Annotated in this window: 17 protein-coding genes and 1 pseudogene; 5 read left to right on the top strand and 13 right to left on the bottom strand. The window is 34.7% G+C overall.

The features are described from left to right. Window positions 1–438: 438 nt before the first annotated feature. Window positions 439–582, bottom strand: a pseudogene (locus ACFSQP_RS08530) (RNA polymerase sigma factor); the annotation flags it as partial. 183 nt (window positions 583–765) lie between these two features. On the opposite strand from ACFSQP_RS08530, the gene ACFSQP_RS08525 reads away from it, so the two are divergent. From ACFSQP_RS08525 to ACFSQP_RS08515, 3 genes are all read left to right on the top strand, one after another. Further along, window positions 766–1020, top strand: a complete 255-nt coding sequence (locus ACFSQP_RS08525; RefSeq protein WP_376893422.1) for a hypothetical protein — start codon at window positions 766–768, stop codon at window positions 1018–1020. Between the two features lie 52 nt (window positions 1021–1072). Continuing rightward, window positions 1073–1897 carry a GLPGLI family protein gene (locus ACFSQP_RS08520; protein ID WP_376893420.1) on the top strand — a complete coding sequence of 275 codons (825 nt, stop codon included), beginning with the start codon at window positions 1073–1075 and terminating at the stop codon, window positions 1895–1897. A gap of 67 nt (window positions 1898–1964) precedes the next feature. Then, entirely contained in the window at window positions 1965–4478 is a 2514-nt protein-coding gene (locus ACFSQP_RS08515) for a hypothetical protein (protein ID WP_376893418.1), read from the top strand. Here ACFSQP_RS08515 and ACFSQP_RS08510 read toward each other — a convergent pair. The 8 genes from ACFSQP_RS08510 to ACFSQP_RS08475 all read right to left on the bottom strand — a co-directional run bounded on the left by ACFSQP_RS08510 (window position 4468) and on the right by ACFSQP_RS08475 (window position 10666). Further along, window positions 4468–5013 (bottom strand): RNA polymerase sigma factor, encoded by a 546-nt coding sequence (locus ACFSQP_RS08510; protein WP_376893416.1) that lies wholly within the window; start codon window positions 5011–5013, stop codon window positions 4468–4470. The two genes, ACFSQP_RS08515 and ACFSQP_RS08510, sit on opposite strands and share 11 nt — an antisense overlap. After that, window positions 5004–6119: a glycosyltransferase gene (locus tag ACFSQP_RS08505; protein WP_376893414.1), complete on the bottom strand. Its 1116-nt coding sequence runs from the start codon at window positions 6117–6119 to the stop codon at window positions 5004–5006. Before ACFSQP_RS08505 ends, ACFSQP_RS08510 begins: the two co-directional genes overlap by 10 nt. Window positions 6120–6124: 5 nt before the next feature. Next, window positions 6125–6328: a membrane or secreted protein gene (locus ACFSQP_RS08500; RefSeq protein WP_376893412.1), complete on the bottom strand. Its 204-nt coding sequence runs from the start codon at window positions 6326–6328 to the stop codon at window positions 6125–6127. 90 nt (window positions 6329–6418) lie between these two features. Further along, on the bottom strand, window positions 6419–7213 hold the full coding sequence (locus ACFSQP_RS08495; RefSeq protein WP_376893410.1) for an anti-sigma factor domain-containing protein: 795 nt from the start codon (window positions 7211–7213) through the stop codon (window positions 6419–6421). Then, window positions 7203–7754: an RNA polymerase sigma factor gene (locus ACFSQP_RS08490; RefSeq protein WP_376893408.1), complete on the bottom strand. Its 552-nt coding sequence runs from the start codon at window positions 7752–7754 to the stop codon at window positions 7203–7205. Before ACFSQP_RS08490 ends, ACFSQP_RS08495 begins: the two co-directional genes overlap by 11 nt. Window positions 7755–7830: 76 nt before the next feature. Continuing rightward, entirely contained in the window at window positions 7831–8844 is a 1014-nt protein-coding gene (gene murB / locus ACFSQP_RS08485) for a UDP-N-acetylmuramate dehydrogenase (protein WP_376893406.1), read from the bottom strand. Further along, window positions 8845–10035 (bottom strand): pyridoxal phosphate-dependent aminotransferase, encoded by a 1191-nt coding sequence (locus ACFSQP_RS08480; protein WP_376893403.1) that lies wholly within the window; start codon window positions 10033–10035, stop codon window positions 8845–8847. Window positions 10036–10240: 205 nt separating this feature from the next. Then, on the bottom strand, window positions 10241–10666 hold the full coding sequence (locus tag ACFSQP_RS08475) for a DUF1573 domain-containing protein (RefSeq protein WP_376893401.1): 426 nt from the start codon (window positions 10664–10666) through the stop codon (window positions 10241–10243). Window positions 10667–10852: 186 nt separating this feature from the next. On the opposite strand from ACFSQP_RS08475, the gene ACFSQP_RS08470 reads away from it, so the two are divergent. Further along, window positions 10853–13492, top strand: coding sequence for a valine--tRNA ligase (locus ACFSQP_RS08470; protein WP_376893398.1), 2640 nt, complete (start codon window positions 10853–10855; stop codon window positions 13490–13492). Further along, window positions 13489–14295 (top strand): DNA/RNA non-specific endonuclease, encoded by an 807-nt coding sequence (locus ACFSQP_RS08465; RefSeq protein WP_376893396.1) that lies wholly within the window; start codon window positions 13489–13491, stop codon window positions 14293–14295. Before ACFSQP_RS08470 ends, ACFSQP_RS08465 begins: the two co-directional genes overlap by 4 nt. On the opposite strand, the gene ACFSQP_RS08460 is transcribed toward ACFSQP_RS08465, so the two are convergent. The 4 genes from ACFSQP_RS08460 to gcvP all read right to left on the bottom strand — a co-directional run bounded on the left by ACFSQP_RS08460 (window position 14292) and on the right by gcvP (window position 19938). Then, window positions 14292–15155, bottom strand: coding sequence for a glycosyltransferase family 2 protein (locus tag ACFSQP_RS08460; protein WP_376893394.1), 864 nt, complete (start codon window positions 15153–15155; stop codon window positions 14292–14294). The genes ACFSQP_RS08465 and ACFSQP_RS08460 overlap by 4 nt on opposite strands. A gap of 98 nt (window positions 15156–15253) precedes the next feature. Further along, window positions 15254–15775, bottom strand: a complete 522-nt coding sequence (locus ACFSQP_RS08455; protein WP_376893392.1) for a methyltransferase — start codon at window positions 15773–15775, stop codon at window positions 15254–15256. 82 nt (window positions 15776–15857) lie between these two features. Next, a complete protein-coding gene (locus ACFSQP_RS08450) occupies window positions 15858–16919 on the bottom strand; it encodes a 3-oxoacyl-ACP synthase III family protein (protein ID WP_376893390.1) in 1062 nt (353 codons plus the stop codon). Between the two features lie 169 nt (window positions 16920–17088). Beyond that, entirely contained in the window at window positions 17089–19938 is a 2850-nt protein-coding gene (gene gcvP / locus ACFSQP_RS08445; RefSeq protein WP_376893388.1) for an aminomethyl-transferring glycine dehydrogenase, read from the bottom strand. Window positions 19939–20048 lie beyond the last annotated feature (110 nt).

Below are 20048 nucleotides of genomic sequence, written 5' to 3'. Positions count from 1 at the left end.
TTCATGGTTTTGCTTAAATGGCTTTGTTACTTATGCCCTTAAAGAACCTTAAATTTATAATGTCTTGATAATGTGTTTAACCAAAATATTATATTTATTTGGGTGTAGAATTAGAGCGTATTAATTTCATGTTAAATTCTAATCAAGTTACAAATATAAATAGGTTAAACTTTTTTGTAAGCCCTAGTTATAAATATAAAAAATTTACGTTCAATATTGAACTAAACCCTGTGTTCAAATCTAAATCAAATGCTCTGGATAAAAATTATGTATTCACAAATATTAAGCTTCAATATTTTTATGATAGGTTTAGTTTCTCCATTATAGCTCAAAACCTATTTAATTATAAGTCAATAGTAGTGAAAAATATAGGTTTAAATAATAGTAATCAACAAACGTTTCATATTAATCAGCGATTTTTTTCAATTCAAGCTGGCTTTAGCTTTTAATAATGTCTGCCAATAATTTCTTGGCACGTAGCAATTTAACCTTCACGTTGTTAATAGGCTCGTTAATCTCTGCTGAAATTTCTTTATAACTCAACTCCTGAAAGTATCTTAGATTAATCACTTCTTGATGTTGTGATTAAATAAAGTTTTTAATTTATATTTATTTATCATTTAAAATAGTATTAATGAAAAATTAAATTTAGAAATGTATTTGTTTTATCTTATTTTAGTTAAAATTTTGGTTATTCGTTTTTTTTTTTTTTTTTTTTTTACTTCGTACAGATCTTGTTTGTAAGAAACTAAAATTTATGTAATTATGAAAAAAAGTCAAAAATTTCTAAATAGTGTAATTGCTGTAATAGCATTTGCTGTAATTTTAGTTGTGTCAACCACTTCCGTGTTTGCCAATGATACTAAATCTAATGAAGATGTTTATTTTCAGAAAGAACCCTGTGGTCAAACCTACAGTATAAATATACCAGGTTGCTTATACAATGGAACTTATTCAGGCTGGTGTAGCGCTGAAGAATGGTCAGTCTTCTATAACAACGTAGTAGATTCATGTAGCTAAATATTAAAATCAATTCATTAACCTTCTTTCAGGCAAGGTCTTTTTTTTCAATATGAAAAATCTATATATAGTTGTTTTCTTATTAGGCTGCTTTTGCAGCAATGCTCAAAATACTTATGGCGAAATTTTTTATAATTTCAATCTTAATTTTAATTACTGTATTGATAATTATGAATACAAAGCCACTTTAGTTTTTAATGATTTTACTTCTGTTTTCAACTATAACAGTAGTAAATTGGAAGGTGAATACCAAGTTGATTTAACCTGTGGTCATTTACATAATGAAAACCATACAACAATAACGCGTTATGTGTTTGAGGATGACGGGCAAAAAACCTATTATAATAAAACTACCAACAAATTATACTCGCAACAACTTTTGGAATATAATTATTTAATTTGGGTACAAGATGATGGTATTGATTTTAACTGGAAAATTACAAACGAAACCAAAAAAATTGGTACTTATTTGGCATATAAAGCGCAAACAAATTTTAGAGGAAGGCTTTATAATGCTTGGTTTACTTACGGTATTCCTTTGAGCTATGGTCCATGGAAATTTCATGGTTTACCAGGTTTAATATTAGAAATTAAAGATGAATTTAATCAAATACATATTACTGCTAATACTATTAAAATAACAAAAAACAGCTCGGATCAGATAGCTTGGCCAGAAGTTAAAGAGGCCTTGGGTATTGAGGAATTTTTAAACCAAAAATATTTGCTCTATCAGGACAAAATTGAAACTCAAAAAGCTGTGCTGGCTAATAAAGGATCTGGATTTTCGAAAAGATTTAAGCCGCAACCATACTATAGTATAGAATTTTTAGATAGTCAAATAGAATTATTGCAAGCTATAATTTATCAGGTTGAATAGGTTTTTAAGTTTATTATTTGTACTTACCAGTGCCGTATGTCATTCTCAAAGCATTGAACTATCAGGTATGGTTACCGATAGCTTAAATAATCCAATAGAAGGTGCAGCAGTTGTTTTATTTAAGAAGAAACAAAAAAGTTTTTTAAACTCTACTACCACAAATAACTTAGGGAAATATTATTTTGAATTAAACAACCCTGATGAAACTATAGAAATTCAGGTGAATGCCATTTTTTATGAAACCAAAATAGATTCATTACTCTTCAATTATAAATCTGCGATATTCAAGAATTTCAAATTAATTTCCAAGACTCAAAATTTAGATGAAGTCCTTATCAAAACTTCAAAGTCCATTCGTAATAAAAATGATACTATTTTAATAAAGGTTGATTCTTATTTAAAAAGAGAAGATAGGACTGTGGAAGATTTATTAAAAAATATTCCTGGGGTGATAGTAAAGGAAGATGGTCAAATAGAAATAAATGGTAAAAGTATAAACACAATTCTTGTAGAAGGTGATAACATGTTTGATTTGGATTATAAAGTACTTTCCAAAAACTTAAATCCCAAAATATTAGATGAAATAGAAATAATAAATAATTACAATGAGAATTCGATACTTAAAACGTTAAGTACTTCTAACAACACTGCTATAAATTTAAAACTAAAAGATGATGCAAAAAATCAATGGATTGGAGAAGCTGACATAGCGTTAAGTACAGACAGAAATTATAATTTGACGATAAGTGAATTATTAATAAAGAAAAAAAATAAATTTTATGCTACTTTTAAAGGAAATAGTTTGGGTGTTCTCTATGAGAATACCATTGGTAATTTCGCAATTAAAGATAATTTAAATAGTACTCAAAATTTAACCTTAATAAATAACCAAACTATTTTTAAGCCAAATTTTTTAACCAACGCAAACTTTTACGATAATGAATCATTAATATTTACAGCATCAGACTTAATAGCGTTAAGTAAGCAACTGAAGTTATCTTTTAATTTAGGATATGCTAAAGATAAGTATACTTTAGATTATAAAGAAAACGTTGTTTATGTTGATTTAGATAGTACAAATTTAAATACTATTTCCGAATATAGTAATGGAAATTCCGTTGGCTACGTAAATTTAAAATTGGAGTACAAAACCGATACTGACTATTTAGAAACTAAAATTCAAGTTAACAGAAATGAATTTGAAGATTTAGACTCTGGTTTTCTGCAAAATTCAAGCTTTTTAAGAACTTTTAGTTTAAATTCAACAAGTTTAAACAGTAAAATAGAATATAGTAAAAAATTGAAAAATAATAAAATATTTTCACTCCATGCTTATTTTAAATCTGATGATAGTGATGATAATTATAATATAAATAGTTCTGGTGAAGATGTTTATAATTTAGAACAATTTATAAATGACAAAGACAAACATGTATTTTCTAAAGCATCCTTACTTTTTAATAAAAATTTAAATGTCTTTTTAAAGTACGAAAGCAGAACAAGACAATTAAATGGAACCAATAATTTTAATAATTATCTCAATGAAAACGTCCAATTTTTAGATGGTAGTAGTTTTAAGTATAATTTAGTCGAAGTTGGTATAATCAACCAATTTCGAATATCAAGAAGAATAAATTTTAAAACGGAATTAGAATTAACAAACGGAATTCTTACGAACCTAAATACGTCAAAAAATATCAATTGGTTTTTAAATTATAAATTTGATTTAAATTATAATTCTAAAACTTTTGGTAAATTTAAATTAAAACATCAAAGAAAGATGCAGCCATTTGACCCAAATAATTTTATTGAAAACTATTATTTAAGTGGCGGCATGGACTTTATTAAAGGTGTTAACAATTTAAATTACACTACTTTAAATTCTACTTCTTTTGAGTATAATTATAGTTTTTGGGAAAAAATGACGCATTTTAATCTATTACTAAATTACATTGAAACCAAAGACGATTTAAACTTATCTTCATTAATAATTTCGCCATTTGTTTTTAATTCAGTTATAAATCAAGGCGACACAAATAAATACTTAAGTTATATTTTTAAAGTTGATAAAAGAGTAAAAAAATTAAAAGGTGCTATTAATTTTTCTTTGAATGGTAGATTAGCAAAATCTGAATTAATAATAAACGCCATTAACAATGATCGTTTAGTTGCTTACAATATGCTGTCACTAAAATATACATCAATTTTAGAGAAAAGATTTAATATAATGTCTAAAGTAGAATTAGAGCGTATTAATTTCATGTTAAATTCTAATCAAGTTACAAATATAAATAGGTTAAACTTTTTTGTAAGCCCTAGTTATAAATATAAAAAATTTACGTTCAATATTGAACTAAACCCTGTGTTCAAATCTAAATCAAATGCTCTGGATAAAAATTATGTATTCACAAATATTAAGCTTCAATATTTTTATGATAGGTTTAGTTTCTCCATTATAGCTCAAAACCTATTTAATTATAAGTCAATAGTAGTGAAAAATATAGGTTTAAATAATAGTAATCAACAAACGTTTCATATTAATCAGCGATTTTTTTCAATTCAAGCTGGCTTTAGCTTTTAATAATGTCTGCCAATAATTTCTTGGCACGTAGCAATTTAACCTTCACGTTGTTAATAGGCTCGTTAATCTCTGCTGAAATTTCTTTATAACTCAACTCCTGAAAGTATCTTAGATTAATCACTTCTTGATAATGTGGTTTCAGTTTTTTTATATCGCGAAGTAGTTTGGCTAAATTTTGTTCGGTAATTAGTTTGTCTTCGGGTGAAGGCGAATCGTCTAAAATATCCTGATACTTGTCGTCATTACTACCAGCAATATTTTGTGAAATAGAATTTTTTTGCTTCCTTATTAAATCAATATGAATGTTTTTAGAAATGGTAATAAGCCAAGTTTTAAAACTGTAATCTGGATTAAATGTATCAATTTTATCGAATGCTTTTGAAAATGTTTGAATGGTAATATCCTCGGCGTCATTTTCATTTTCTACCCGTTTTAATTGAAAACCGTAAACATAATCCCAATACGAATCCAATAAAAAATTAAAGGCTTTCTGGTCTTTTTCTTTAGCGCGCTCTATGGCATGGGTTATTTCCAATGTTTGGGTTTTGATAAGATATTGGTAGTAAATATAATGAATTGAAAAATAACTAAAAACAACTCAAAAAAAGGAGCTAAAAGCACCAAATCGTTTTCCTTAAGTTTTTTGGCAGTGTGCCAAATAATTAGGTATTGACACGCAAAACGCAGTAAAATTGCACTTAAAACAAGTTGCCAATGCACCAAAAAACTTAATAAAAGAATTGCTAAAAGCCAAAAGCATACCTGCGATATGTAAAACAACGCTAACAATACTTTATGTCCCGCTTTGTAATGCTGTGCCGTGGTAATATGTCTTCTTTTTTGTTTTACCCAATCGCTAAATGTTTTTTTAGGAACAGACACCGTAATACTGTTTTCTGAAATACATAAGCTGGTGTTGTGTTTATTGGCAATTTCGTTTATAAACAAATCATCATCGCCAGAACGGATATGCATGTGCTTCATGAAGCCACTAACCCGAAAAAAATCTTCTTTTGTATAGGCTAAATTTCTACCAACACCCATATAAGGCATACCTATTTTAGCAAATGACAAATACTGTAAGGCTGTAAATAACGTTTCAAATCGAATTAGTTTATTTAGCAACGAACCCTTTATTTTTTGATAGGCGCCGTAGCCCAATACTATGGATTTTTGAGCTGAAAAATGTCCAGCCATTTCTAAAATCCAATTTTCTGAAATGGGTTGGCAGTCGGCATCCGTAAATAAAAGGTGGTTGTAGGTGGCCGCTTTAATACCTAATGTTAGCGCATACTTTTTATTTGCCCAAAAGGCTTCGGTATTTTTAACATTAACAAGCTTTACATTGGGATGCTGTTCGGAAAAATTTTCCATTACGTCCCAAGTATGATCGTAGGAAGCGTCGTTAATTAAAACAAGTTCAAAAACGGGATATTGTTGTGCAATTATACTGGGTAGAAAAGTTTTCAGATTTTCGGCTTCATTTTTAGCACAAATGATAACCGAAACAGGCGGCAGATTGTTTGTAACATTAGCTGCTAATTTTATACGTGTAAATTGACCGAAAATAAGCAGATAATAGCCTAGCTGAAAACAGAACACTACTATAAAAATATAGTAGAGAACCTCTAATAGGAGCATGTAACTTACGAGTGTTGCGGTTCGTTACAGTTTTCAAATTGGTCTGGTGTTTTGCCACAAAACCCGCAGGATTCTCCTTCTTTGTTTAGCATGGGATTTTGGCTAGCACAGGTGCCGGCAAATTTGCCGTCTTTTTTAGCCCATAGCTTTATGGTAATACCAGCAATACCAAGGCCCAATAATACTAATGTTAATAGGAAAAGTTTCATAATAAGTATTTTTGCAAAGGTATAAAATTTTAAAAAAGTAACTAGTTAAATAAGTATTAAACCCCACTAATTATTTAAATTTTGGTTGCTTTATTTATTCAAATAAATTTCGGCTACTGCATTTTCTTTGGTAGCTGTTAAGTTGTTACCTTTTTGCTCGATGGTTATGCTTAAAGCTAAGGCATTTTCTGGATACGGTATGGGTTTTAACTGTCGGTGAGTGTCGCTTAAAATACCCAAATTAATCATTTTATCATCTAGCTCTGCCCATATTTGGTAACACTGCTCCTCTGGTAATTTAGGTAAGGAAACCACATCTATCATAGAGGTTTTTTCCTTGGCATTTATGTAGGCTATGGTTTTTAAGTTCTTGGCACGGTTATTTCCTTTAATTATGTATTTTTCGGTTTCAGGATTGTTTAATTGTTTTACTTGTGCCATCATAGCGTTTAAACGATTTTTTTTGTCGTCTAAATCTTCTAATCTATCAAAAATCTCGTCTGCTATTTTTTGGTTTTCAATTTTTAATGCCTGGTTTTGATTGTAAAGCCACAAGGAGGTGCCAGCAAAAATTAAGGCAATAATACTGGCGGCAATGCCCATAGGTAGCCAGTTTCTATACGGGCTGCTTTTGGTTACAGGTGCCGTTGCTGATTGTTGGCTTATTATATTGTTTACATTTTGTAACACTGTCTTTGGCGCCGATATGGCTTGGGTTTGGGCAACCAGTTCTAGTTGGTTTTGTAGCTTATTATAGGCTTTGGCTACGTCTGGGTATTGCGCAATACAATGTGCAACATACAGGCGCTGCTCTGGCGTGGTTTGGTTTAAAAGATACTGCTCTAATAAATCCGATTCTAAAATTTTTTTAACATTAGTTTGCATCAGAACTGGTTTCTGGATTATATATTTTTTTTAATTCTCGGAGGCCAATTTTTAATCGGGACTTTACAGTTCCTAGTGGCATGTTTAATTCTTTACTGGCTTCCTCCTGCGTCATGCCTTCAAAAAATAAGGCCTTAATTACCACTTGATATTTTTCTTCCAAACTGTTTAAGTGGGAATGAATGTCCATAACATCCTGATTAAATGATGCCACTGTTATGGTATGTACGTTTGTGGTATCTATTTGGATTTCCGATTCTAGTTTCTTGTTTATACTTCTTACCTTATCTATGGCTGTGTTATGGGCAATACGAAACAGCCAAGTAAATAATTTAGCTTTATTTGGATCGTACAACCTGCCTTTTTTCCAAACTTTTATAAACGTTTCTTGCAAGGCATCCTGTGCCAAATCGGGATCTTTTAATATTTTAGAAATGACACTAAATAAGGCATCGGCATAATTGTCGTACAGTAAGGGCATGGCCTTGGTGTCGCCATTTTTAAGGAAATTTATAATTTCCGTTTCGGTGGGTGTTATCAAAATAAAAGGTAATAGCTTATGTCGGACTTCTTTTTTGAAGTTAACAGTTGCAATAAAGTTAGGTAATTCTGCTTAATTAAAGAATGTTAACTTCAAATTCTAGCGAAACATTAAAAAGTCGTTTAATGGTATGCTGTATTAATGTGGCTAATTTAAAAATATCGTTCCCCGATGCATTGCTGTAATTTACAAGCACCAAAGCTTGATGTTTATGAACACCATAATTTCCAAAGCGTTTGCCTTTAAAACCAGCTTTTTCAATAAGCCATCCTGCTGGTATTTTAACTTCCGAATTACTTACGGTATACGCAGGCACATTTGGAAATTGCTGCTTTATGCTGTTATAAGTGGCAACAGAAACTATGGGGTTTTTAAAAAAGCTACCGCTGTTACCTATTTGTTTAGGATCCGGCAGTTTACGTTGCCTAATAGCAATTACGGCATTGGAGATAGCTTGAATATTTGGTTTTTGAATTTTCATGTTATTAAGCTCTTCCAGAATAGCACCGTACTTGGTGTGCAGCACATGATTGGTTTTTGTAAGCTGAAAGGTAACACTGCAAATTATGTATTGCCCAGCAACTTCTTGCTTAAAAATGGAATGGCGGTATCCAAAATTACAATCCGATTTTAGAAATGTTTGTAAGCGGCCTGTTTGTATTTCTAATGCCGTACAGGAAACAAACAAATCTTTCAGTTCTACACCGTAAGCGCCAATATTTTGAATGGGTGCCGTGCCCACATTTCCTGGTATTAACGATAAATTTTCTAACCCACCGTAATCTTTTTGCAAACACCACAGAACAAATTCATGCCAATTTTCGCCTGCCGACGCTTTAACTTGAATGGTAGTATCTGTTTCTGAAACTACAGCTATGCCCTTCATATTTATATGAATAACCAAAGCATCTACATCATTGGTAAGAAGCAGGTTGCTGCCCCCTCCTAAAATTAATTTTTTTGGATAGGCCTTTAAGCCCAACACCTTTTGTAAATCGGCAACCGTAGTAACGGACACGAAGTGCGAGGCGGTTACATCTATACCAAAGGTGTTGTAGGACTTTAAGGATATGTTTTCTAAAATTTGCACTTAATCTTTGTACACTTTTAAAGCTTCTTTAATAATGTTAACGGCTTTAATTAAGCTTTCTTTTTGAAGAACGTAAGCAATTCTTATTTGGTTTAAGCCAACACCTGGTGTAGAGTAAAATCCTGCTGCGGGAGCTACCATAACGGTTTCGCCATCTACGTCAAAATGTTCTAATAGCCATTGTGCAAATGCATCGGCATTTTTTACTGGTAGTTCTACAATGCAGTAAAAGGCTCCTTTAGGTTTGGCTACTTTTATGCCTGGTATTTTTTCTAATTCCGAAATTAATAGGTCGCGTCGTGTTACGTATTCACTTTTTACCTCATCAAAATAACTTTGGGGTGTTTGCAAGGCAGCCTCGCTGGCTATTTGTGCTAAAGTTGGCGGACTTAACCGTGCTTGAGCAAATTTTAAAGCAGTGCTTATTACGTCTTTATTTTTAGAAACCAAACAGCCAATTCTGGCGCCACACATGCTGTAACGTTTAGAAACAGAATCTATAATAATGGCATGTTCTTTTAGGTTTTCTTCCTGCATAATGGAATAATGCGTAATACCATCGTAAGCAAACTCTCTGTATACCTCGTCTGCAATTAAAAATAAGTCGTGTTTTATAACAATCTCGGCTAATTTTTTAATTTCTTCTTTGGTGTATAAATAACCTGTTGGGTTACCAGGGTTGCAAATTAAAATAGCTTTGGTTTTTGGCGTAATTAATTTCTCGAACGCTTCAATAGGTGGTAAAGCAAAATTATCTTCAATTTTAGAAATAACCGGCACTATATTAACGCCAGAGGCCGTGGAGAAGCCATTGTAGTTAGCGTAAAAAGGTTCAGGAATAATCACTTCATCATCTACATCCATAATACTACCAAAGGCAAATAGCAATGCTTCGCTACCACCAGTGGTTACAATAATGTCTTCTTTTTCAACAATAATGTCATGTTTGGCGTAGTAGTTAGCAATTTTAGCGCGGTATTCATCCGACCCCTCGGAGCGGGTGTATGCTAGAATGTCTAACGAATTTATTTTAACGGCGTCTAAAGCTATTTCGGGCGTTTTAATATCTGGTTGCCCAATATTTAAATGGTATACGGTTTTGCCTTGTTTGTAAGCCTTTTCGGCATATGGAACAAGCTTTCTAATAGGCGATTGTGGCATTAATGCCCCTTTTTGAGATATGTTTGGCATGAGCTTATTGTATTAAAAAGCAAAGTTCTGAAAATTAAATTAATTTCATGCCTAAATGTGTCGGGTAATTAGCTTTTTTAGTAAAATTAACAGCATTTCTATAATACTGTAGTTAGGGCTAGCGCTGCTGTAAAAAATATGGTCGTTATAGAAACAAAAACAGCCTTGATTTCTCAAGGCTGTTTATACGTGAAATAGTAGTAAATTATTGATTCATAACACTGCTATTTTTTTTCTCTAAAACGCTTGTTTTACTTGGGTCGATAACGTTTCCTTTTATTTTAAGCGCTACGGTTGGTGTTTCTGCGTTGGAAAGTACGGTAATTGTTTTTCTAATTGGCATAACACGATTGGTATCATATTTTACAGCAATTTTACCAGTTTCGCCAGGGGCAATAGGGCCTTTAGGTTTTTCTGGAACGGTACATCCACAAGTACTTTTTACATCCGAAATAATAAGTGGAGCGGTTCCGGTATTGGTAAATTCGAACACGCGAAGGCCGTCTGCACCTTTTTCAATGACACCATAGTCAATTGTAGTTTCCTTAAATTCGATTTTTGCTACTTTAGTTTGGGCCATGGCGGTAAGGCTAATAAGACCAATAAAAAGTATAGTAATTACATTTTTCATAATTCGTTTATTTAATGGGTTGGTAAACTTAAACACTTTTTCAGCATTTTACAAAATTTTTAGATGTACGGCTGCGTTATAAATATGTTAAACTTATTTTCATTCAGAATAACCGCTCGTTAATTTTAGTAAAAAAAGAAATATAAGTACTTTTGCCTGTTATATATTCAAAAACTATTCCAAAGTATGCAAATTCCATCAAAATATGATGCAAGTCAAGTAGAGCGTAAGTGGTACGACTACTGGATGACACACAATTATTTTCATTCTACACCAGATGCGCGCGAGCCTTATACCATTGTTATTCCGCCGCCAAATGTTACTGGTGTGTTACATATGGGCCACATGCTTAACAATACCATACAGGATGTTTTAATTCGCCGCGCACGCTTACAGGGTAAAAATGCCTGTTGGGTACCAGGCACCGATCATGCCTCTATTGCTACCGAGGCTAAAGTAGTGGCTAAATTAAAAGAGCAAGGCATAGATAAAAATAATTTAACGCGCGATGAGTTTTTAGCACATGCTTGGGAGTGGACCAACGAGTATGGTGGCGTAATTCTGGAGCAGCTTAAAAAGTTGGGATGCTCCTGCGATTGGGATAGGACCAAATTTACAATGGATCCAGACATGTCCGAATCGGTTATAAAAGTGTTTGTAGATTTATATAACAAAGGGCTTATTTATCGTGGATACCGCATGGTAAATTGGGATCCCGAAGCCAAAACAACTCTATCCGACGAGGAGGTAGTTTATATTGAACAGCAAGGTAATTTATACTATCTTAAGTATCAAATAGAAGGCAGCAACGAAACCCTTACCATTGCTACCACACGACCAGAAACTATTTTTGGCGATACAGCCATTTGTATAAACCCCAACGATTCCCGTTTTGCACACTTAAAAGGTAAAAATGCCATCGTGCCCATTTGTAACAGGGTAATTCCTATTATTGAAGACACGTACGTGGATGTTGAATTTGGAACCGGTTGCTTAAAAGTAACCCCAGCTCATGATGAAAATGATAAAAATTTAGGCGATAAACACAATTTGGAAGTTATCGATATTTTTAACGATGATGCCACCCTAAATAGCTTTGGCTTACATTACCAAGGTAAAGATCGTTTTGTGGTGCGAAAAGAGATTGTAGAAGAGTTAACCCAATTAAATATTCTGGTTAAAACGGAACAGCATCTTAATAAAGTAGGAACTTCCGAACGTACCAACGCTGTAATTGAACCACGCCTATCCGACCAGTGGTTTTTAAAAATGACCGAATTGGTAAAACCTGCTATCGACGCGGTTTTAGGTGAAAAAGCCGAAATTAACTTATTCCCGAAAAAGTTTGAAAATACCTACAGGCATTGGATGGAAAATATTAGGGATTGGAATATTTCCAGACAATTACTTTGGGGCCAACAAATTCCTGCCTACTTCTATGGCGACGGAAAAGAGGATTTTGTAGTGGCAGAAACACCAAAAGAGGCACTGCTTAAAGCGCAAGAAAAAACAGGAAATACCAAGCTAACCGAACACGACTTACAACAAGATAAAGATGCACTGGACACCTGGTTTTCTTCTTGGTTGTGGCCAATAAGTGTTTTTGATGGTATTAGAAATCCAAATAACGAAGACATTGCATATTATTACCCAACTAACGATTTGGTAACAGGACCGGATATTTTATTTTTCTGGGTAGCTCGTATGATAATTGCAGGATACGAATATCAAAACGAGAAGCCATTTAAAAATGTATATCTAACTGGTCTGGTACGCGATAAGCAACGTCGAAAAATGAGTAAATCCTTGGGGAATTCGCCCGATGCTTTAAAACTAATTGACAATTATGGCGCAGATGGCGTACGCGTTGGTTTGCTGTTAAGCGCTGCCGCTGGTAACGACTTAATGTTTGATGAGGCATTGTGCCAACAAGGAAAAGGCTTTGCTAATAAAATCTGGAATGCTTTTCGTTTGGTAAAAGGTTGGGAGGTAAGTAATGAACTGCCACAACCCGAGGCGAGTAAAGTGGCTTTGGAATGGTTTAACGCCAAATTTCAAGAAACACTATTAGAAATTGAAGATCATTACAGTAAGTACCGCCTTTCCGATGCTTTAATGGCTACCTATAAACTTATTTGGGACGATTTTGCATCTTGGTTATTGGAAATTGTTAAACCGGCCTATCAGCAGCCCATAGATGCTATTACATGGCATGAGGTTAATGCGCAATTCGAAAATATACTGAAAATTTTACATCCTTTTATGCCCTTCCTAACAGAGGAAATTTGGCAGTATATGGATACGCGTACCCCAGAGCAAGCCTTAATTGTGGCAAGCTGGCCAGAGCAAAAAACGTATAACAAGGCGCTGATAACTACTTTTGGTTTTACACAAGAAGTGGTGTCGGGTATCCGAAACATAAGAAAAGAAAAAAACATACCTTTTAAAGACGCCATAAACTTGTTTGTAATAAACAACGAGTCTGCCACAACAGCTCTAGATAGCGTTTTAGTAAAATTAGGTAATTTGGATGGCGTAAATTATGTAGAACAAGCAGTGGATGGTGCTTTAACTTTTAGAATTAAATCCAATGAATACTTTATTCCAATTTCGGGAGCAATAAACGTGGATGCTGAAATTGAAAAATTACAAGAGGAATTAACCTATACCGAAGGTTTCTTAAAATCGGTTCAGAAAAAATTGGCTAATGAACGCTTTGTAGCGGGAGCTCCAGAACATGTTATTGCCAACGAGCGTAATAAAGAGGCCGATGCATTGGCAAAAATTGATACTTTAAAAAGTAGTTTAGCCAGTTTAAAATCGTGAAAAAACGAACCATATACACAGTAATTGCCGTAATAATAGCGGTGTTGGTGTATGGATACGAATTTAGCCTAAAGAACCAATCACAACAAGCAACTGTAGCAGCCGGTCTGGAAATAAAGACAGCTACAGTTGCTTTTTTAATGCCTACTAGCACTACTGGTTTGGTGGTACACCATACTGGTTATTCCTTAAGTTATAACGAAGCGCATGAGCAAGCAGAGTGGGTGGCTTACAATCTGAAAAAAGAACACCTTTCTAAAACCACTTTCAAACGTCCATTTTTTGAAATAGACAAAGCAGTAAAAACAGGAGCAGCCAGTTGGCGTAATTATAAAAATTCAGGCTATAATAAAGGGCATTTATGTCCTGCCGCCGATAGGCGATTTAGTAAAGCAGCACACGACGAAACGTTTTTAACCAGCAATATAACCCCGCAGCTGCAAGCTTTTAATGCAGGTATTTGGAATTTACTGGAACAAAAAACACGGTATTGGGCCCATACCTACCACGACGTATTTGTAGTAACAGGCGGTATTTTAAGTGCCGATTTAAAAACCATAGGGCCAGAACAGGTGTCTGTTCCAGCCTTCTTTTATAAAGTTGTTTTTGATTACAACGGAACAAAGCCCAAAATAATCGCGTTTTTAATACCACATAAACAAACCGGTAAACCGTTGGAGTCTTTTGTGGTGTCTGTAGATTATTTAGAAGTCTTAACGGGAATCGATTTTTTCCCAAATTTGGACGATGATTTGGAAACTGCTTTGGAAGCTTCAACCGCCTATGATAAATGGCGCTTTTAAGGCGTTTTACGGGGTATAAATTTATGTAACATGCCCTTCCAACGAAGCCGCCGTATAAAAACGCCTTCTTCTTGTGTTACCAGGGGGGCTAGCTTGCTTTTTTTGGCTTTAAAATAACCAGTCATATAATTAGCAAACAGAGTTAGACTCTTTTTTTTAAGTGCTAATTTTAGGGCAGAAATACTTGTAATAAAGAAGCCGTAGCGCATTTTGTACATGGCTTCTCCTTGTAAATATTTAGCAGTTTTATTGTAATTTTGTCCCGTTGGTTTTAAGTGTTTAACATGTAGTGATTGGTCTGTTAAAACTTCCCATCCATAATATTTAGCAAGCAATTCGTCCACGGTATCCCAGCCCATGGATGGCTTGAGTTTGCCAATATCTAAAAAACATTTTTTTCGGTAGGCCTTTAAGGCACCGCGAATATGATCTGTGCGGGTAAGATTTTCTAAAATCCAGGTATTGTTTTTTTGAATATAACAAAATCCGGCAGCCATACCTAGCTGTTTGTTCTGCTTAAAATGGATGGCCAGTGTTTCTAAATAATTTTCCGGGAAAATTAAATCGGCATCAAACTTACAAATGATGTCGTAATCTGTATCAAGAGTTTCATAACCTTTATAAAAGGCATTAATTATTTTTGAACCAGGTATGTGTTGTTCAGCAGATTGGGTGTTTACTAAAGTAATCCAGTTGTATTTTAAGCTAAAGCCTTCAACAAGTTTTTGTGTGTTATCGGTAGAATTGTCGTTAACTACCACCACCTTTTTGGGTAATAAGGTTTGCGACACCAAAGAAACCAGTGTTTCTTTAATATAAACCTCTTCGTTGTGTGCCGGTATAACAATGTAAAAATTCAACGTAGTGTATTTGGGATTAATAGTGTGCTAATTTTAAGGAACGGGCGCAATTAGCTTAAATTTATGTCAGGCTTTATGTTGTAAAATGTGTTTGGGTTTTAAACGCGCTCGGCGTAAACAATATAATAACGGGGCGTAAAGTTTCGTAATAGTGGGCGGAACCCAATTTTTTTTGTGGGGTTTGTCCACTTTTCGCGTGCCATAATTTGCCATCCTGTTTTTTCCAAAAGCCAGTCAAATTGCCAATCTTCAAATTCATGGTAATGTCTGTCCCACATATCGGTTTTGCTTTTGTAAGCAGCAGAAAACCATAAACGTAAGGGTACGCTTGCCACTAATTTGGTTGCTTTTATATTTTGTAAAACGCTAAACGGATTCAATAAATGCTCAAAAATTTCGAAGGCGGTAACAGCATCAACTTGATTGTTGGTAACTGCTTCTATGTTAAAATCTAAATCTTCACCTTTTGTGTTTTGAACGTTGTATCCTAATTCTTTTAAAATGGGCGTAAATGGATTAGGCACGCCTAAATCTAAAATTTTTGTACCCTTGGGTAAATGCGTTTGCAAAAATGATGCGGTATGTTTGTAGCGTTTGTTTGGATATGTATTTTCGTACATTGGTGTTTATTTATGGCCTGAAAAAGAAATTTTAAATGGTTTTTTGGTTCTTACAGATTTTGGTTTTGGTAAAGCCGTTAGTTTAGTGTTTGTATACAATAGCATTAATATTCATACCGGCTCCCACGCTTGCAAACATGATTATATCGCCTTTTTCAATATGGTGATTTTCTATATTTCCGCGCATAATTAAATCTAAAAGTGTTGGAATAGTTGCCACACTGGAATTACCCAAAGTACCTATACTCATAGGCATAATTTGTTGAGGCATTTCCAGGTTGTACAATTTATAGAAACGTTGTACAATGGCTTCGTCCATTTTTTCGTTGGCTTGATGGATTAAAATTTTCTTTAAATCTGTAATATTGTAGCCACTTTTATCTAAACAGGTTTTCATGGCTAACGGTACGTGGTTTAAAGCAAATTCGTACACTTTTCGGCCGTACATTTTTATATATTTTCTGCGGTCGGTGCTTTCGGTATTGTTGGTTTTCCCAAAATAGATAAAATGGGTTTCATTGGTAGTGTAGGTGGCGCTTTCATGCGCTAATATACCGCCAGAGGTATCTGTTGTTTTTTCAACTATAACAGCACCAGCACCATCGCTGTATATCATGGAATCCCGGTCGTGTTTATCTACAACTCTGGACAGTGTTTCTGCGCCTATTACTAGGCATTTTTTTGCTATATTGCTAGTAATAAATGCATTGGCCTGGATGACTCCTTCGTTCCAACCAGGGCAACCAAAAAGAATATCGTATGCCACACATTTAGGGTTTTTAATGCCCAGTAAATGTTTTATGCGCGAGGCAATACTAGGAACCGTATCGCTTTGTTCGGTATTATAATTTATATCGCCGTAATTATGTCCTACAATTATATAGTCTATGGTTTCTGGATCTATATTGGCATTTGAAATGGCTTCTTTTGCCGCAAAAAAGCCTAAATCCGAGGTGTTAAATTGGTTACTCGCATAACGGCGCTCGCTAATTCCAGTTATGGCTTTAAATTTTTTTATAATGGTTTCGTTATTTTGTTTAAACGGAGAGCCATCGTCATTCATAAACTCATGCAACTGGAAATCTGCATTGGTTTCAATGTTGCCTGGAATATAGCTGCCTGTTCCTGTTATTTTTACTGCCATACTAGTTTTTTATGAAATTATTTTAGCCTTCCACTAAATTAGGTAATTTATTGCTCATTTTGGAATGCGCCGGGGAATTTATAGCGTTTTTAATCTTTTTATTGGAAAGCCATGTTATGTGTAAAAATAAAGCCTTCAAATTTTTGAAGGCTTTATTTTTTATGTGGCGTTAGGCTTCCATATATTCTTCAATGGGTGCACAAGTACACACCAAATTTCTGTCGCCATAAGCATCATCAACCCGACGCACAGATGGCCAGAATTTATTGTCGCGCACGTATTCCAGTGGAAATGCAGCTTGTTCTCTGGTATATGGCATTAACCACTCATTGGCAGTTAGCATATCTAAAGTGTGGGGTGCATTTTTTAAAATATTGTTGCTGTCGTCTTTAGAAACGGCATCAATTTCTTTTTTAATGGCAATCATGGCGTCGCAAAAACGATCTATTTCGGCTTTACTTTCACTTTCTGTTGGTTCTATCATTAAAGTTCCAGCAACTGGAAAGGATACGGTTGGTGCATGGAAGCCATAATCCATTAAACGTTTAGCAATGTCTACCACCTCTATGCCATGAGCTTTAAACGCACGGCAGTCTACAATCATTTCATGTGCGGCACGACCACGCTCACCCGAGTATAATGTATCGAAACTTCCCTGTAAGCGTTCTTTAATATAATTGGCATTTAAGATGGCAATTTTAGTAGCGTCGGTAAGGCCTTTTGCTCCTAACATTTTAATATAACCATAGGATATTAAGCATACTAACGACGATCCGAAAGGCGCGCCAGAAATGGCTGTAATAGCTTGGCTACCACCTGTTTTTATAATAGGGTTGCTTGGTAAAAATGGGGCCAATTGTTTAGCTACACAAATAGGGCCTACACCTGGACCACCGCCACCGTGAGGAATAGCGAAAGTTTTGTGTAAATTTAAGTGGCAAACATCGGCTCCAATATTACCTGGGTTGGTTAAACCAACCTGTGCATTCATATTGGCGCCATCCATATAAACTTGACCACCGTTGTCGTGGATAATTTGTGTAATTTCTTTAATAGCCGACTCGTAAACGCCGTGTGTTGATGGATAAGTTACCATTAAACATGATAAATTGTCCTTGTGAAGTTCTGCTTTTTCGCGCAAGTCGTCCACATCTATATTACCTTGCTCATTAGCCTTGGTAACAACCACTTTCATACCAGCCATAACTGCACTTGCAGGATTGGTACCATGTGCGGAAGACGGTATTAAACAAATATTTCTATGATGATCGTTACGAGATTCGTGGTAAGCTTTAATAACCATTAAACCTGCAAACTCGCCTTGAGCCCCCGAGTTAGGTTGCAATGAGGTGGCTGCAAAACCAGTAATTTCGGTTAGTTGGTCTTCTAACTCTTTTAAAACCGTTAAGTAGCCTTCTGCTTGGTCTGCTGGAACAAATGGGTGAATGGTACTCCAGTTTGGCGAACTTAATGGCAGCATTTCTGCAGCTGCATTAAGTTTCATGGTACAAGAACCTAGAGCGATCATAGAATGATTTAGAGATAAATCTTTACGCTCTAATTTTTTAATATACCGCATTAACTCTGTTTCGGAGTGATGCGAATTAAAAATATCTAGGGTTAAAAACGCCGATGTTCTTTGCAGAGATTCCATAACCATATTGGTTTCTGAAATAGTCTCTATTAAAACAGTTTCTTTGTTTGCTACGGAAGCAAAAATGGACACTATTTGGTTGGCGTCTTTAAGCGTAGTGGTTTCATTTATTGAAATAGTAACCGTTTCGGCATCTGGATAGTAGAAGTTAACTTCTGCCGCTTCTGCTGCACTTTTAATAGCAGCTGCATCGGCTTTAATTTTTAGCGTGTCAAAATAAGCTGTATTGGTTTGCGTGTAACCTATTTTTTCTAAAGCATTAGCTACAGATCCGGCAATGTTATGAACCCTATTAGCTATTTGTGTTAAGCCTTTAGGACCATGATATACCGCATACATACCAGCCATAACAGCTAATAAAACTTGAGCCGTACAAATATTTGAAGTGGCTTTGTCTCGTTTTATGTGTTGTTCGCGCGTTTGCAATGCCATGCGCAGCGCTCTGTTGCCATTCATATCTTTGGTAACACCAATAATACGGCCTGGAATATCGCGTTTGTAAGCTTCCTTTGTGGCAAAAAATGCTGCATGCGGCCCGCCGTAACCCATAGGGATACCAAAACGCTGTGTTGTACCTACAACTACATCGGCACCAAATTTACCCGGAGCCTCTAGCTTTATTAAACTTAAAATATCGGCTGCAACTGCTACTTTTATGCCGTTGTTATTTGCTTGAGCAATAAAACTTTTTATGTCTGTAATTTGACCGTCTTTTCCTGGGTACTGCAATAAGGCACCAAAAAAGTCGGATGAAAAATTAAATTCCGATTCGCTGCCTACAACCAGTTCAATACCAATAGGTGTTGCCCGAGTTTGTAGCAGAGATAAGGTTTGAGGCAGTATATTTTCCGATACAAAAAACTTATTCGTATTGGCTTTTTTCTGTTCTCTTGGTCTTACGGCAAATAACAAGCCCATGGCCTCAGCAGCAGCTGTACTTTCATCTAGCAAGGAAGCATTTGCTAATTCCATACCCGTTAAATCCGTTACCATAGTTTGAAAATTGAGCAAAGCTTCTAAACGGCCTTGCGCTATTTCCGCTTGATATGGCGTGTAGGCTGTATACCAACCTGGATTTTCTAAAATGTTACGCTGAATTACAGCAGGTAAAATAGTTGGGTGGTAGCCTAAACCAATATAGGTTTTATATGTTTTGTTGCGTTTTGATAACTCATGAATATGCGTCAAGTATTCTTGTTCGCTCATGGCTTCATCAAGATTTAACTCTTTTTTTAATCGGATGTCGTCCGGAATGGTCTCATAAATTAGTTGATCTAATGAGTCTACTCCAATGGTTTGTAACATGCGATTTTGGTCTTCTTCTCTTGGACCAATGTGGCGTTGTGCGAAAGCAGTTGTATTCATTAAAAAGTTGTGTTGAATTTTAAGTTGTAAAATTACGGAATAAATCACATTTTAATAACCAATAAAATGAAAGTTTTTAACCAATTAACTTTGTTATGAACACTTTGTGT

The sequence above is a fragment of the Bizionia sediminis genome (genome assembly GCF_042684585.1).
GTDB classification, from domain to species: Bacteria; Bacteroidota; Bacteroidia; order Flavobacteriales; family Flavobacteriaceae; genus Algorimicrobium; species Algorimicrobium sediminis.
This window is presented reverse-complemented; position numbering and strand designations above follow the sequence as displayed.